Origin of the sequence: Mucilaginibacter sp. CSA2-8R (genome assembly GCF_038806765.1) — a bacterium.
Lineage (GTDB): Bacteria > Bacteroidota > Bacteroidia > Sphingobacteriales > Sphingobacteriaceae > Mucilaginibacter.
In genome coordinates this window covers 2,261,800-2,277,746 of the sequence record NZ_CP152389.1, presented here as the reverse complement: position 1 = coordinate 2,277,746, position 15,947 = coordinate 2,261,800, and the positions used below count along the sequence as shown (strand labels likewise).

Annotated in this window: 9 protein-coding genes; 4 read left to right on the top strand and 5 right to left on the bottom strand. The window is 46.4% G+C overall.

The window, feature by feature from the left end:
- Positions 1-7: 7 nt before the first annotated feature.
- The 4 genes from AAGR14_RS09580 to AAGR14_RS09565 form a co-directional block, all read right to left on the bottom strand.
- Positions 8-2,863, bottom strand: coding sequence for a glycoside hydrolase N-terminal domain-containing protein (locus AAGR14_RS09580; RefSeq protein WP_342648367.1), 2,856 nt, complete (start codon positions 2,861-2,863; stop codon positions 8-10).
- Positions 2,864-2,869: 6 nt separating this feature from the next.
- Complete coding sequence (locus AAGR14_RS09575) at positions 2,870-5,635, bottom strand: hypothetical protein (RefSeq protein ID WP_342648366.1); 2,766 nt, start codon at positions 5,633-5,635, stop codon at positions 2,870-2,872.
- A gap of 197 nt (positions 5,636-5,832) precedes the next feature.
- Positions 5,833-7,389 carry a glycosyl hydrolase family 65 protein gene (locus tag AAGR14_RS09570; protein WP_342648365.1) on the bottom strand — a complete coding sequence of 519 codons (1,557 nt, stop codon included), beginning with the start codon at positions 7,387-7,389 and terminating at the stop codon, positions 5,833-5,835.
- Positions 7,390-7,455: 66 nt separating this feature from the next.
- Complete coding sequence (locus tag AAGR14_RS09565) at positions 7,456-8,298, bottom strand: amidohydrolase family protein (RefSeq protein WP_342648364.1); 843 nt, start codon at positions 8,296-8,298, stop codon at positions 7,456-7,458.
- A gap of 643 nt (positions 8,299-8,941) precedes the next feature.
- Between AAGR14_RS09565 and AAGR14_RS09560 the strand changes: the two genes are divergently transcribed.
- Both AAGR14_RS09560 and AAGR14_RS09555 read left to right on the top strand, forming a co-directional pair.
- Entirely contained in the window at positions 8,942-10,591 is a 1,650-nt protein-coding gene (locus tag AAGR14_RS09560) for a polysaccharide lyase (RefSeq protein ID WP_342648693.1), read from the top strand.
- 184 nt (positions 10,592-10,775) lie between these two features.
- Positions 10,776-11,786 (top strand): SDR family oxidoreductase, encoded by a 1,011-nt coding sequence (locus AAGR14_RS09555; RefSeq protein WP_342648363.1) that lies wholly within the window; start codon positions 10,776-10,778, stop codon positions 11,784-11,786.
- A 68-nt stretch (positions 11,787-11,854) separates the two neighbouring features.
- Here AAGR14_RS09555 and AAGR14_RS09550 read toward each other — a convergent pair whose 3' ends face one another.
- A complete protein-coding gene (locus tag AAGR14_RS09550; protein ID WP_342648362.1) occupies positions 11,855-12,577 on the bottom strand; it encodes a DUF92 domain-containing protein in 723 nt (240 codons plus the stop codon).
- Between the two features lie 93 nt (positions 12,578-12,670).
- On the opposite strand from AAGR14_RS09550, the gene AAGR14_RS09545 reads away from it, so the two are divergent.
- Both AAGR14_RS09545 and AAGR14_RS09540 read left to right on the top strand, forming a co-directional pair.
- On the top strand, positions 12,671-13,357 hold the full coding sequence (locus AAGR14_RS09545) for a class I SAM-dependent methyltransferase (RefSeq protein WP_342648361.1): 687 nt from the start codon (positions 12,671-12,673) through the stop codon (positions 13,355-13,357).
- 125 nt (positions 13,358-13,482) lie between these two features.
- A complete protein-coding gene (locus tag AAGR14_RS09540) occupies positions 13,483-15,918 on the top strand; it encodes a prolyl oligopeptidase family serine peptidase (RefSeq protein WP_342648360.1) in 2,436 nt (811 codons plus the stop codon).
- Positions 15,919-15,947 lie beyond the last annotated feature (29 nt).

Genomic DNA, 15,947 nt, shown 5'->3' with positions numbered 1-15,947 from the left:
TGATTTGTTATAGCTGCCTTAGTTGAGCATTAAAAGTATACGCTTTGCCTTTTTGCGTCGGGAAATTCACAACCTTGTCTTTATATTTCAAAACACATTGGTCACCTGCGGTTGAGGTCACTTTTACTTGCTGCAATTGTCCGTTTTGCCATTTAATGTCCAAAGTGAAACCGCCACGGGCACAGATACCTCTAACGTCGCCGTTGGGTAATGCCGATGGCAACGCTGGTAATAAATCAATGTCTTTGCCCTGACTTTGTATCAGCATTTCGGCAACGCCGGCCGCTCCGCCAAAATTACCATCAATCTGAAACGGCGGATGTGCATCGAAAAGGTTATGATATACGCCACCTTTTTCGTGGTTAGGTACCGCATCTGCCGGCGACAAAAGTTTGGTTAGCATTAGGTAAGCATGATTGCCATCCAGCATGCGCGCCCAAATATTAATTTTCCAGGCAATGCTCCAACCGGTACCGTCATCGCCACGGTAATACATCGATTTTTTGGCAGCCTGCATCAATGCCGTATCCTTGGGTGTAATGTCAGTACCCGGATAAATGCCCCACATATGCGATACATGCCTGTGGGTATCGGTGGTGTCATCTACATCCTGCATCCATTCCTGTAATTGGCCGGCACGGCCAATCTTATTGGGCGCAATCTGCGCATATTTAGTTTGAAGCACTTGCCGGAAGGCGGCATCTTCGCCCAGTATTTTTGAAGCAGCAATGCAATTTTTAAATAGCTCGCGAATAATCTGGTGATCCATGGTTGGACCAGCTACGAGTCCGCCGTGCTCTGGCGAGTTGGACGGCGTGCTAATTAGGTAACCTGTTTTAGGGTCTTTAATTAAAAAACTGTTGAAAAACTCGGCTGCACCTTTCATTATTGGGTATGCCCTGCTTTTCAAAAAAGTCTTATCCTGCGAAAACTCGTAATGCTCCCATAATTGTTGAGAAAGCCAGGCGGCGCCAGTTACCCAAATACCATGGTTAGATGCATTGACTGGTGCCGTGCCCCGCCATAAGTCAGTATTATGATGCAGCACCCAACCCGGAGCGCCATAGTGGGCTTTAGCGGTAAGCTCACCGTTCTTCACCAGGTCGTCTATCATATTGTACAGCGGTTCGCTGCAAGCCGAAAGATTAAGCACCTCAGATGGCCAGTAATTCATTTCGAGGTTAACGTTGGTGGTAAATTTACTACCCCAGGGCGGCGTCAGCAAATCATTCCAAATACCCTGTAAGTTAGCCGGACTAGTACCAGGCCGTGAAGATGAGATTAGCAGATATCGCCCGTATTGCATAAACAACGCCACCAAGGCTGCATCATCCGTGCTGTTATATTTCAGTATACGTTGGTCGGTAGGCAGCGCGGCGTTTTTGCCGGCTCCAAAGTTTACGGAAAAAGTATTAAATAGCTTTTGGTAATCGGCCACATGAACTGCTCTGATTCCCTGATAAGTTTTGTTGCCTAAGTTTTGAATAGCCGTTTTGCAAAGCGCATCAGGATTACCGGAGACGTCGTGATAATTTTTAAAGCTGGTAGCTGCTGTCAGATAAAGCGTAGCCTCGTTGGCACCAGTAACCGAGATGCCATCGGTAGAGACATTTACCTTACCGCCTTCAGCTTGCACTTTAAGATAGCTTACCCCTGTGAGCACTCCATTGCTCACTTGTAACGACAAGGCCAGGGTTTGGTTATCGACCTTTCGGATGTTATATTTGTTGTGCAGTGTGCTTAGCAAAGCCTTGAATGTAATGTTACCGGGTTTATCTGCCGTGAGGTGCATGGCAATAACCTGGTCGGGATTGCTCGAAAAATATTCGCGCACAAAGTTGACACCGTTGCTGGTATAGCTTACGTGGGCTGTAGCATTGCTGATGTCCAAGTCGCGTTTGTAATTGCTTATAGCGCCCTGTTTGGCAAACTGCAAAAACACGTCGGCAAAAGGCTGGTAGTCGGCATTGTAGCGCGGAAAAGCCGGCGGGTTAAAATCCTGTATCCAGTATTTCCAGCTTTTAGCCAGTTTGATGCCGCTTTCCGGTGTTGCGCCTTCTGGGTACACCGATAGCTCTTTACCCTCGCTGGTTAAACCGCCTTTATCCCAGTAATTAATAACCTGTATGGCAATAGCATTACTTCCGGCATGAAGCAGCCGCGCAGGGATGGTATATTTACGATAATCAGTACCAGTGGTACTACCCACCTGCTCGCCATTAACGTAGGTAAAATCCATATCGCGGATGCGGCCCAGGCTTAGCACCAAATTCTTGCCCGCCCAGTCGGCCGGTACATTGAACACAGTGCGCAACCAGACGGCACCGTCTACGCCCTCGAAACCCGGTACAACCTCCCAGCCTTTTTGAGTGGGCAACGCGACAGTTTTCCAGTTGTTATCGGCATAGGCAACGTCTTTCGCAGCGGTCTGGCTGCGTATCTTTTTAAACCAAGTTTCTTTTTGGGCTTCGTAAGTATCTTCGTTGTTTTTTAAACCCATAAAATGGGCTTCGGCCAGTTCTTCGGCTTCTTTGCGCTTGCCCTCAAATAACAACTGGCGTATCGGCTGCAGATATTTCACGGCGCCTTCCCGCTGGTAAGCCCGCGGGCGACCAGTCCACAAAGTCTGCTCGTTAAATTGTATGCGTTCGGTATCAATACCACCATAAATCATGGCACCCAGACGCCCGTTACCAATAGGCAATGCATCCGTCCATTTACGCGACGGCTGGTTATACCAAAGCTTAAGGTCGGCCGACTGGGCGTTTACCGCTTGGGGCTTAAGCAACGAACCTAACAACAAAGCGGCAAACAAAACTTTTCCAGCAGAGAGGCGCAATGATTGATATCTGTATGGAGGCATAGTTAATTAGTTAAACAGCCAGCGTAAATCTTTAATGTTTCCGTCGGCCAGCAAACCGGCATCGTAAACCGCAACTTGCTGGTTATCGGTTACAAATCCTAAAATCAGTCCGGCGCCTTTGCTCAGGTTAAGCGTGTTGGTGCCTGGTTTAAAACTGTAGGTGTGAATGTTAACGGCAGGCATACCAGGTATTAAAACCGCGTTTGATATCTTCACATCTGCCTGGCCAAAATCGTTGGCGCTGGCATCAGTTTCTAACTGCGGCGTTGGCGAGTAGCGTTTAGTTCGCTCGTTAAAAAACCCTACCAGCACTTTCACCGGCTGTGTGTTACTAAATTTTATCGACGTTCCGTTGGTCAGCTGTTGCGCTTTATTCTGCTTTATGCCTTTTAAACCTACCAATTCTACAGCAACGCTTTTTACCACGGCGGCAGTATCATTGAACGGTTGCGCACCGGCTTGTAAAGCATACTCACCATTGCCCCCACTAATGATGTTTACCTGCGCATTGGCCAATGCCTTTTTCTCAACTTTTTTAGATGCATTTGCCGGCGATTTAAGCGAGTCGATATTCTTATTAAAGTTGGCAAGTTCTTTTTCGTAAAGCGGGTACAACTCTACCCAGGTTTTCATGGCGCCGTTTAAACCGTTAACCGGTATTTTACGCTGACGGGTTTGCATGCTGTTAGCGTACAGGTAACTGTCTTTAGTTAAATCAACTAACTTTTTATAGTACGTCAAGCTGCGCTCCATGTCAGGAACGGCTTTCTCTAAATCAGCAACGTTGTTAGAATACTTGTAACGCAGAATATGTATAGCTGCCTTTATTTTGGCCGAATAACTATTGGCCATGGCATCGTAACAGTACATATCATTTTTCAGGCGGTCAAACTCCGCTTTGTTACGGTTGATCCCCCGCGTAGCCTTATCAATTGCCTCCACCGCTTTTTTACCGTAAATCGGAATGCGGTCGGCCACCATCAGCGGCGTTTCGCCTACATGCGGCTCTTTGTTCCATTCTTTAGCTGTATACTCGCTTAAAATTTCCCCTACCGGTGCTTCAGAATTATACAATAAGCTGAAAAGGCCAAATTTTTCGGGATTAACGAATTGGCTCATCAACATACCCAGCGTCATGGTTTGGCGGTTACCATCGGTGATGCCTACCCGGCGTAATATCTGCGGCGATATTTCGCCCGACTGCTCGTAAGCTTCCAAAATCTCCTTGCCCTGCTGTAGTGTACAGCCATACCGGGCAGCCAGTTGCTTGCCCCAATAATTAATCTCGTCTTTGCGGTCGCGGTGGCAGTTCCAGGAGTAACGCGCCCATTCTTTGTACCAGATCCAGTCGCGGTCTAACTGCAATAGGCGCTGGTCGGCTTTGTCTGCCGAATAAGGCCAGTCCCAGTAAGATGCCTGCGGGTACAAGTGCAAGCCGTTAGCCTCGTACACATTGTGCATAGCCAGCACGCATTTTTGTATAAAATCTGCCGAACCGTATCTGAAAGGCTCCAGGTTAGCAAGGATATGCACGTTTTCGATTTGTACGGTACCAATGCGGCTCAAGGTGCGGTGCAGGTCTGCCCATTGGCCGTGCGGCTCGTAGGTAGTTAAAGCCTCACCATTGTACTTAGCCATGGTATATAGGTTATGGTAGATAGGCTGCGCATCCTTCATCACGCGCGGTGCATCACTGTCGTGTGCTCTTAAAACGATTGGCGGTTCATCCGTACGATTGAGTGCTTTTAAACCATCTTTTACGCCCGGAATAATGGTTTTGGTAAACCAATCCACATCGTCCTGCCCTACACCTTCCATGGCTTCACCCAGAGTAATCAGTAAACCCACATTGGGGTATTTCTCCACAAAGGCAGCGATGGATTTACGGGTATAGTCGGCAATCAACGGCACGATGGGCCTGTTACGGTCTTGCGTAGCCAAGTGATGCTTTTCGGCAAATGGTTTAGGGATGATGATATTGTAGAAACCCTGCACCAGCCAAATGCCTCGGCGGTCGGCTTCCTGCGCTAAAAAGCGGTAAATCTCCTCATTCTTTTTGAATGTGGCCTCGTCAACCTCCAAAGCGTAGGGATACTCCTTAACCTTTACCAACGATGAAAACGGATGACCATTCCACAAGTACAGGGAATTCATGCGGTTAGCAGCCAGCGAGTCGAGGTAACGCAACCATAAGGCTTTGTCATAAAACCATGGGAAGTTTTCGGGCGTGTAAGGATACTCATAAGTGCCGCGGCCGGGTAACAATTCCGGCTTCTGTACCCCTACGCAGGCACCGCGCATCACCATTTCGGGTTTATCGGTTTGATGAATGTCTGCTGGCAGGACATTTTTTTGATTGACGATATCGCTTAATTCCAGGCAACCATATAAGGCGCCCGAATTATCTGCACCGGCAACAACGTAAGTGTTCTTGCTGGACTGAATAGTAAAGCCCTCTTTACCCGGCGATTTTGCACTGCTGTACTTTACTTTTTGAAAGCCGGATTTAATAAGCTTATCGGTGATTTTACCAACTGCAACAACTGCCCCCTTTGCCGTAGCGGGCCACTGGTTGGTTAACGTGGTATTGTAGCCATGAGCTTTAAGCGATGCAACCAGTTGAGAAGCACCATATTTAATGCGGCTATGACTGTTGGAAGCAATGACTACGCTTACACTTTTAGCCGGAGGATTACCTTTTGCATTGGCCGTTACCGGCAAACATAAAACTAAAAGGCCCGCCACGAGCCGACCTAAATTTTGCTTTGGCATACTTTATTGTTAAACCGTTTTGATAATAAAAGCAACCACGGCAAAACACAACAGGCTTGCAGCAGTGATTATGAAATCAAATACGGTATGAGGTTTAAAATGATTAACCGGTTTTTATAAAGCCAAAACTACCGTTAGCAAGGCCGTTAACACTATAACATTTTTTCTAAAAGTTATAATATATTGCCCCGCTTATGCTACTTAGCTGCCAGCTTTGCCGTAATATGTTTTAAGTCTACTGATTTTGCAATCTCTTTTCCGTTGGCATAAATGTGCAAGCCTTTGCCTTTATGGTAGCGACTGCCGTCGGCATCCCATAAAATGGATATGTTTTGGCCGTTGTATAATACATTGTCCAGGCAAAACCATTTCCATTGGCCTTGCGGTATCAGCGGGTAAACTTCAAGCACGTTATCGGCACGCGGCTTTAGTCCTATTAAATCACTAATCACCAAATCGCAAAAGGTAGAGTGGTTGTAATAGCTACTGCGCGGGTTATCGCCTTTCAGCCATTCGCCGGTTTTTTCATCCTGGTACTCGCCCAGGTAGGGCTGACCGCGCTTTTGCATCGAGTTGGCGTATTTGTGCAGTTCATCATAGAATATTTTAGCCGACATGCCGTCCTTATTTTTGTAATTGGTAAGCAGGTTAGCTAAACCCGTGAGCGTTTGCGAGGTGGCAAAAGGCCACACCGCCCCATCCCACTCACAACCGTGCCCGCTGCCATGCGTGCGGAACAACGGATGACGCCTTTCGGCAGTGGTAATCCCCCAGGGGGCGTTAAAGCCTTTATCATCTTTAAGTTGCTCCCATTGTTCGGCATACTTGGCTTTGTCATCGGGCAGGTTAAAATACCACGGAATGAAGCCTAACTCTTCGCGGGCATCGCAAAACTTCCCGTCGGGATATTTCACTTTAAAAAATGCCGCCTGGTCATCCCATAAGCTATCCTGAACAATTTTTTTTAACTGCACAGCCTTTGCACTGTACATTTTTTTCAGCGTATCATTGCCTAATAAAGCTGCCATGTTAGAGAGGGCTTTGGCATTACCATACATGTAGCTATTGATAGTTGGGCGCCGGTTTTTTAGTTTGCGCGAACCGCTGATAGACTCTTCCATGGCGTCGCGTACATCAAACTGCCAGTAAATTTGAGTGGGCAGCTGCTTTTCTGTTTCCCAAAGGCGATAGTCGGCATCCAGCGCCGGCATCCATTTTTGTAATAGTGCCTTATCCTGGTTAACCAGGTAATAATGATAAACCGCATCGTCTAGCCAACTGCTAAAGGCATGCAAATGCGGCTTGGGTGTTTTGGGATCTATAAATAACCAAAAATTGACATACTGATCAATAAAATCTTTATTACGCAGCCAACGGCCCTCGTAAATATGATGGCCCAGTGCACTGCTGATGGTGTTGTACTTACCCGCATGGTTCATGGGTGTTATAAACTCCGTAAAAACAAAGCCGTCCGGCGTCTGCTTCAGATGTTTACGAAACGTCCACCAGCGATAATAATACATTTTCTCTATCACAGGGTCGGGGCACTCAAACAGCGGTATATTTTTAGATAAAAACTCGAACGTCTGCTGGTTTGGTACAAAATTTACCACCTTTTCAGTATCAATGCGGTTAAACTCAGTAACGTAGTTCTGCAATTTATTAAAACTCAGCAGAGGCTTATTTTGCGCCTTTGAGCTAAAAAAACTAAAACATGCTACTGCCAGCAAAGCTGACTTCTTTAAATTTTTCATTCTGATAACTGTTCTGTTCACCAACCTTTTAAATCATTAAAGGCTAAAATGCCCGTGCTAATAAAATTATTTATCGTCTAACTGATAAATCCGGATGGCATTATTGCCCCAAAACATGGCCTGCTCTTGGGTAGTATATTTTGATACATAATTTTTGACGATGTCGAGCATCTTATTGTAGCCACCAGCCACAATACAAACCGGCCAGTCGGACCCGAACAGTACGCGTTTAAGACCAAAGACTTCAAACACTACATCCAGGTAAGGCGTAAAATCTTCCTCCTGCCAGGCATGCCAGTCGGCCTCAGTGACCATACCCGACACTTTGCAGTTTACGTTCTGGTATTTTGCCAGTTCCCGGATGTCAGTTTTCCAATCTTCCATCGTTTGGTTTTTGATATCCGGTTTGGCAATATGATCCAACACAAAGCACTGGTTTGGATATTCGGCAGCCAGTTGCGCCGCATACTTTAACTGATCCGGAAAAATCAATATGTCATAAGTGAAGTTATACTTGCTCAGCAATCCAATCCCGTGCTTAAAAGCATCTGTAAGCATTAAATCGCGCTGAGCTTCGCCCTGCAATACGTGCCTGAAACCCTTCATCTTCTTGTACTGCCGGTAGTAGATCAACCTGTCTTCTACATCGTCTGCCCGTAAATCAACCCACCCCACAATTCCTCTTATAAAGTTATTCTCGGCGGCCAACTGCAGCAAAAAATCATTCTCTTCTTCGGACTGGACAGCCTGCACTGCAACACAACCGTGAATGCCGTTATACACTAATGAGGGCAGCAAATCTGCCGGAAGAAAGTCCTGCCGGATAGACTGCATATCTTCAGTAATCCAACTATCTCGAACCGGATTATAGTGCCAGAAATGCTGATGTGCGTCAATTTTTTTATTCATGGGAACAGGTTAATTATGTATTTCAATTAGCATAAAAATGAGTTGAGGATTTGCATCAACAAAAGGCAGATTACGCTTGGCCACAAACAGGTTAAGTTTTATTCGGCAAGTAAAACGTGCCGTTAAAACGCAATAAAGAACTTACAGTATCGATTACTCGTCTAAGCAATTTTCAGTTCGGCCATTTTGCCGAACGGTGCCCTAATGTGCAATAACGAGAAATTTGTATAATGTTTATTAAGTTGGTTAACCAAAGAGATAAAATTTGCCTTTAACAAACCTATACATTATTAGCTTGATATTATATTAAATTATCCCACTTCGTTTTTTTAATAAACAGGCCGGCTGATCAGGCTAACTGAGCATATAGTGCTCACTTCATAGAACCAGGTAACGACATCTAAGACCGGGAAGTAAAATGAAAACGAGATAACTTTTTACACCTTTGCAATGTCACTGCAATTTTACCAATTTTTAATACTAATGATAATATGATATAAACAATAGAAAACATACTGCAACAGAAAAATGCATTTGCTTTGGATATTTGATGCAAACCAATGTTTTAATTTCCAGCACCTGTGTGCTTTACCAGCAACGTAACCGCCGGAACCTGAATTTTGAATGCTCCAACTAATTTATGATGAAAAAAAATTTAGCAGGCTTTTTTGTAGTAGCCGCTGCCTTGTGCGCTAATCAATATGCTCATGCGCAGTATCCTGTGATACCGCCGGCCGTACAAGCCGTTGCCGATTCGGCCCTGGCCCAAGAGCAACGCTCATCCGACGCTGCCTGGCAAAAGGCGCTGCCCATCATTCAGCGTGATGAAAAAGCAGGCAAACCCTATGTGCCCTGGGCTGCCAAACCCTCAGATCTGCCACAGGCTAAAATAGTAGCGTTTCCGGGTGCCGAAGGTGGCGGAGCTTTTACACCGGGCGGCCGCGGTGGTAAAGTATTTGTGGTTACCAGTTTGGCCGACCGTGGGCCTGGCTCCTTTCGCGACGCCTGCGAGCAAGGGGGCGCCCGTGTTATTGTGTTTAATGTGGCCGGTATCATCCGTTTAAAAAGTCCGGTTATTATTCGTGCACCCTACATCACCATTGCGGGCCAAACAGCGCCGGGCGATGGTATTTGTATAGCTGGCGAATCTGTTTGGATTAATACCCACGATGTTGTGATTCGTTACGTACGTTTTAGACGTGGTGCTACGGATGTGGCCCGCCGGGATGACGCTTTGGGCGGCAACCCTGTAGGTAATATTATCATAGATCACGTGTCGGCCAGCTGGGGTTTAGACGAAAACATGTCAATTTACCGCCATGTCTACGATCGTAACGGCGCTAAACAAGAAAAGATGCCAACCGTGAATGTAACCATTCAGAACTCAATTTTTTCAGAGGCTTTAGATACTTATAATCATGCATTCGGCAGTACTATCGGTGGCTTAAACAGTACGTTTATGCGCAACCTGTGGGCCAATAATATTGCCCGCAACCCTTCTATTGGCATGTATGGCGATTTTGGCTTTGTGAACAACGTAGTGTTTAACTGGTGGAACCGCAGCGCTGATGGCGGCGACAACAATTCGTTATTTAACTTTATTAATAACTATTACAAACCAGGGCCAATTACGCCGTTAGATAAACCCATCGGTCACCGTATTTTAAAACCCGAATCTGGTCGTGCCAAAGATAAATCTGCGTTATTTGGCAGGGTGTATGCCAATGGTAACATTATGGAAGGCAACGAACGCGTTACCAAGAACAACTGGGACGGCGGTATACAAATTGGCGAGATGGCCGATGCCGGTCGCTATACCGACAGCATCCGTTCTAACAAACCCTTCCCTATGGCTAAAGTTAAAACCTTATCGGCTAATGATGCCTACGCTTACGTATTAGAAAATGTAGGCGCAAATTTGCCTAAGCGTGACGCTGTGGACAGCCGAATTGTAAAAGTGGTTAAGACCGGAAAGATTATCTTTTTGGAAGGCACCACCAATAGCAAAGGTAAGGAGTACATCAAACACCGCTTACCGGACGATTCGTATAAACAGGGCATCATTACCGATCCGGCACAGGTAGGTGGTTACCCTGATTATAAAGGCACACCGTACAAAGACAGCGATAACGATGGTATGCCCGATGCTTACGAAACACAGCATGGCTTAAACCCACGCAGCGCTGCTGATGCCACAAAACCTGCCAAAAACGGCAATGGTTACACTAACATTGAAGTTTACTTAAACAGCGTTGTAGACTTAAGCAAAGTGGTGCCGGCAGCAGGTAAATAACATATCTTATATTTTAATTTGTAAGACCGCTCGAGAAACTCTTGAGCGGCCTTTTTATTTGAGTTAGAACTGTTTTCTTTACAATCAAATAAACTAAACACAGCGGTTGTGAAAAACATAAATCATTAAAAACCAATTAGGATTCATAAAGTTATTTTAATAATTATTAAAGAACTTAACTAAAATGAACGAAAAAGATAAACAAAACAGGCGCATACTAATTGGCGGTTTAGGCGCCGGATTAGCAGCTACAGCCATTGCGCCCGTTTTTGCAGCCGAAGTTGGCGAAACTAATGCAGGTGGCATTGCCGGTCCGGCTCTGCAGGACCCGACCAGCAAATATCCTAAGCCGCCCTTTAGAGGTCAATCGCAACCGTGGCCGGGCCTGGCAGGGCAGATGGATCCAAAACCTGATCATGGAGAAACCAGTTATAAGGGCTCAGGCCGTTTGGCCGGACGCAAAGCCTTGATTACCGGTGGCGACTCAGGCATGGGCCGTGCTGCGGCTATTGCTTACGCTCGCGAAGGCGCCGACGTAGCTATTAATTACTTACCTGCCGAAGAGGCAGATGCTAAAGAAGTGGTGGCCCTGATTAAGGCTGCCGGACGCAAAGCGGTAGCCATTCCGGGCGATTTACGTACGGAGGCGTTCTGTCAGCGTTTGGTATCTGAAACTGTTAACGGATTAGGCGGATTAGACATTGTGGTAAGCAATGCTGCGCGTCAGCAATCACGTCAATCTATTTTAGATGTGAGCAGCGAGGATTTTGATGCTACCATGAAAACCAATATTTACGCCCCATTCTGGATTATTAAAGCAGCATTACCACATTTAAAACCAGGTTCGGCCATTATTGGTACTACATCCGAGCAGGCCTATGATCCATCACCAGATTTGTATGACTATGCGCAAACCAAAGCTGCAACCATGAACTTTGTAAAATCATTGGCTAAGCAATTGGGTCCCAAAGGCATCAGGGTAAATGGTGTAGCACCTGGTCCAATCTGGACACCATTGCAGGTAAGCGGTGGTGCTACCCAGGAAAAACTAAAAAGCTTTGGTGGCCAGACACCGCTGGGTCGTCCGGGGCAACCTGTTGAGCTGGCCTCTATTTATGTTCAGTTAGCTGCCAGCGATGCCAGCTATGCAACCGGACAAGTTTATGGTGCAGCCGGTGGTGGCGGTCAGCCATAAATAAATCAGAATTTTCGGTATCAGATAAGCGGCGTCTAAAGCGTCGCTTATTTTGTTTAAACATATTTTTATCTGAGCAATATCTTAAGTAATAATGCAAATCCCGCTGCAGCCAGGGTATTTAAAAAATTAACCGCATTGTTTTGCAACACTCCTTTTCGTTCTAAAACTGCACCCAATACCGAGTCGGTCAAATTACCCAATGTACCGGCAGCCAACAGGATAAAAAATTGACTGTTAAACCCAAAGCCTGCTGCATAAATACTCGCAATTACTATGCTTCCGACAAAGCCGATCAGCGTCCCTTCTACACTTACAACCCCATCCAACCCGGCCTGATCCGCTTTAAACGTGCTGATATTAAAAAACCGGCGGCCATAAACCATCCCCAGTTCAGATGACAACGTATCAGCTGTGGCCGCTGCAAAGCCGGCACCGATCATCAGCCTGCAACTATCTATAAGTGGCGGAAAAATTAAAGCCATTGCCCCCGCAATGGCGGCAACTCCGGCGTTGGCCAGCACCTGTCCGGCCTTGCGTTGCCCGCCGTCGGCTTCGGCTGCTTTTAATCGTTGTTTCTTTTCCTTTTCCCATGCCGTTGCCAGTGTACCTAATAAAAAAAAGACAGTTAAAAGTATAAGTCCGGTATAGCCGGCGCTTAGGGTAAGTAGTATAGCACAAAGGCCGCCCGTTATTGCTGCCGAGATGGTTAACTTTTTAAAAACGATGCTTAACACCACCCCTGTTAAGATGATAGTTATCGGCAACAATAAATTGGTGGTGGCTGGCATATATAAGAGGCGTAAATATAGTTAATCGGTTTTTGCCGGCAGGCTTAAATGTTGCAACCATTAAAAAATGCCGGTTAACCTTACCTTTGCTGTATGAAAGACGTCCTTGGCCAAGCCATTAGCGATTACCATAAACAACAAATGCCCGGCAAATTATGGATACATAACCGCTATGGCCCTAAAGAGCCTATGCCTGTCGAAGCTTATTTTAGGGCCGAAGAAGACATGCCCGACCTGGAATGGTCGGCCCTGAACGAGTGCCGCGGTAAAGTACTGGATATTGGCGCTGGCGCCGGTAGTCATGCAATCGAGCTACAAGAGCGTGGATACGAGGTAACAGCGCTGGATATTTCTCCGCTTGCCGTGGAGGTGATGCGGCAACGCGGCGTAAAGGAGGCTTTAACAGCCGACGTATTTACGTTTACCGGCCAACGTTTTGACACTTTGCTTTTACTGATGAACGGCATTGGCCTGGCCGGCGATTTGGCCGGACTGACCAAACTTTTGCAGCACTTTAAAACCCTGCTTGCCGTAGGCGGACAAATACTGTTTGACTCGTCGGATGTAGCCTACCTTTACGAAGGCAAACTGCCAGAAAGCGGTTACTATGGCCAAATTGCCTACCAGTACGAGTATAAAGAACAAAAAACCGACTGGTTTAACTGGTTATACGTAGATATGAATACCCTGAATGACGTGGCTACACTGGCAGGCTTTGAGGTAGAGATTTTATACGAAGACGAATTTGCTCAATACCTGGCCCGCTTAACGCAACTCTAAGCAATTTATTTGCCGCGCAAACTTCAATTTGTGTAAAAAACACGATGCATAAGGCCTTAATAAATGGCTTTGTTTCTGATTTAGTTAAATTCAGACCAGCAAACTTTCATTTAACCAAAATCTGTATGAAAAAAACGTTTTTGTGCGCTTTGTTCATCACCACTGGCTTATGGGCAAATGCCCAAGACGCAGTGGTGTACCAAAAGCCACCCCAGGCTATGACCGACCTGCTCCTGGCTAAACCTACCCCCTCCGTAAATATTGACGGAAAGGGCGAATGGATGTTACTAAGCGAACGCAACGCTTTGCCATCGGTAGAAGAGTTGGCCCGTCCCGAGATGCGTATTGCAGGGATGCGTATTAACCCTAATAATTTTGCGCCCAGCCGGCAGGTTATCTCATTTAGCGGGTTGAGCCTTAAAAACGTCAAAACCGGAAAAACCTATACCATTACAGGTTTACCGTCGGGGTTAAACGTTGGTGGTGCATCATGGAGCCCCGACCAATCTAAACTAGCAGTGCTACAAACTAATGCAAAAGGAGTTGATTTGTACGTTATCAATGTCGCTACACAAAAAGCCACTAAAATAAACAAACTGCCACTCAACAACGTAATGGGTGGCGGCGCTACCTGGGTTGATAATAGCACACTGTTATACAAAGTGATTGTTAAACCGGCTGCCATGGCGCCTGCAAAACCGCTTTCGCCTACTGGTCCGGTGGTGCAGCAAAACCTGGGCAAATCGGCCCCGAGCGTTACCTACCAAGATTTAATTAAAACACCGTATGATGAAAAGCTATTTGAATTTTACGGCACTTCGCAATTAGTACTTAACAAAAACGGAGTAGAAACTCCGGTAGGTAAACCGGCTATCTATGCCTCAACCGCTCTATCGCCCGACAAAAAATATATGTTGGCGCGCACCCTCCACAAGCCTTTCTCCTACCTGGTTACAGCGGCCGGCTTTCCATCAACAGTTACAGTAACCGATTTGAGCGGTAAAGTGCTTAAAACGGTAGCCAACCTGCCTTCGGGCGAAGTAAGACCGTCGGGTTACGACAACATGCAAAATGTACCGCGCAGCTTTGATTGGCGCGACGACGAACCGGCCACCCTTACCTGGGCCATGCCTTTAGATAGCGGATTGATTCGTAAAAAGGTAGACTTTCACGATGCTGTTTACGCATTAAGTGCGCCGTTTACCGCCGAACCTAAAGAGTTATTTAAAACCGAGCAACGGTTTCGCAACGTGCAGTGGGGCAATGCTAATCTGGCGTTAGTTTACGAGGGCTTACGCTCCAAACAAAGCACACGGGTAAGCCGCTTTGACCCAGGCACCGGCAAACTCGAAAAACTGTGGGACCGTAATCAAACCGACGTATACGGCAACCCCGGCGAACCTGTTACCGACAAAAACAAATATGGCCGAGACGTAATCATCACAGTTGACAATGGCTCAAAACTGCTGATGAATAATATCACCGGCTCATCGGCAAAAGGCGATTTACCTTTTTTGGCCAAATTTGATTTAAGCACTAAAAAGAACGACATTATCTGGCGCTGTAACGAAGGCCAGTACGAGTATGTGACAGATGTGATTGATCCGGCCAAACTGGTTTTAGTTACCCGCCGCGAAACGCAGACTGATGTGCCTAACTACTACATCAAAAACCTGATGCTGCGCATGGCAGACCAGAAAATCACATCGTTTACCAACCCATACCCGCAAATACAGGGCGTGACCAAGCAAAAAATACAATACAAACGTTCGGACGGCGTAGACATGACCGGCGATTTGTATTTGCCGAAAGGTTATAACAAAGAAAAAGACGGTCCGCTGCCAGTGCTCATCTGGGCTTACCCCGCCGAGTTCAATTCGGCCGATGATGCTGCGCAAATTAGAGGTTCTAAAGACCGCTTTATTACCATCAATCCGGGTGGCCCGATATTCTTTGTAACGCAGGGATATGCCGTACTGGATAATGCCTCGATGCCGATTGTTGCCCGCGATGGTAAAAAGCCAAATGATACCTTCGTGGAGCAACTAACCATGAACGCTACCGCTGCCATCAATAAACTGGCTGATTTAGGTGTGGGCGACCGCAACCGCGTAGCAGTTGGCGGCCATAGCTACGGAGCGTTTATGACGGCCAACTTATTGGCACACACCAAACTTTTTAAGGCCGGACTGGCCGAAAGCGGTGCTTATAACCGTACGCTAACACCATTTGGCTTCCAAAATGAGGAGCGCACTTACTGGGATGACCCAAAACTGTATTATGATATGAGTCCGTTTAGTTTTGCTAACCAGATTAAAACGCCATTGCTTTTAATCCATGGTGATGCCGACGACAATACCGGCACCTACCCTATCAACAGCGAACGTTTGTTTGCTGCCGTTAAAGGTTTTGGCGGCACCGTACGTTTTGTATTTTTACCTTACGAGGCCCATGGCTACCGCGGTCGCGAAAACCTGCTTCACAAACTTTGGGAACAAAACGAGTGGCTTAACAAATATGTTAAAAGCGCTAAGCCAACTCAAACTGCTCAGGTAAAATAATTTATAGTATTTTTAAGCTCGAATGCCTC

Coding starts and splice junctions, on each gene's coding strand:
- AAGR14_RS09540 (WP_342648360.1), top strand. CDS start 13,483: ATGAAAAAAACGTTTTTGTGCGCTTTGTTCATCACCACTGGCTTATGG.
- AAGR14_RS09580 (WP_342648367.1), bottom strand. CDS start 2,863: ATGCCTCCATACAGATATCAATCATTGCGCCTCTCTGCTGGAAAAGTT.
- AAGR14_RS09545 (WP_342648361.1), top strand. CDS start 12,671: ATGAAAGACGTCCTTGGCCAAGCCATTAGCGATTACCATAAACAACAA.
- AAGR14_RS09555 (WP_342648363.1), top strand. CDS start 10,776: ATGAACGAAAAAGATAAACAAAACAGGCGCATACTAATTGGCGGTTTA.
- AAGR14_RS09560 (WP_342648693.1), top strand. CDS start 8,942: ATGAAAAAAAATTTAGCAGGCTTTTTTGTAGTAGCCGCTGCCTTGTGC.
- AAGR14_RS09565 (WP_342648364.1), bottom strand. CDS start 8,298: ATGAATAAAAAAATTGACGCACATCAGCATTTCTGGCACTATAATCCG.
- AAGR14_RS09570 (WP_342648365.1), bottom strand. CDS start 7,389: ATGAAAAATTTAAAGAAGTCAGCTTTGCTGGCAGTAGCATGTTTTAGT.
- AAGR14_RS09550 (WP_342648362.1), bottom strand. CDS start 12,577: ATGCCAGCCACCACCAATTTATTGTTGCCGATAACTATCATCTTAACA.
- AAGR14_RS09575 (WP_342648366.1), bottom strand. CDS start 5,635: ATGCCAAAGCAAAATTTAGGTCGGCTCGTGGCGGGCCTTTTAGTTTTA.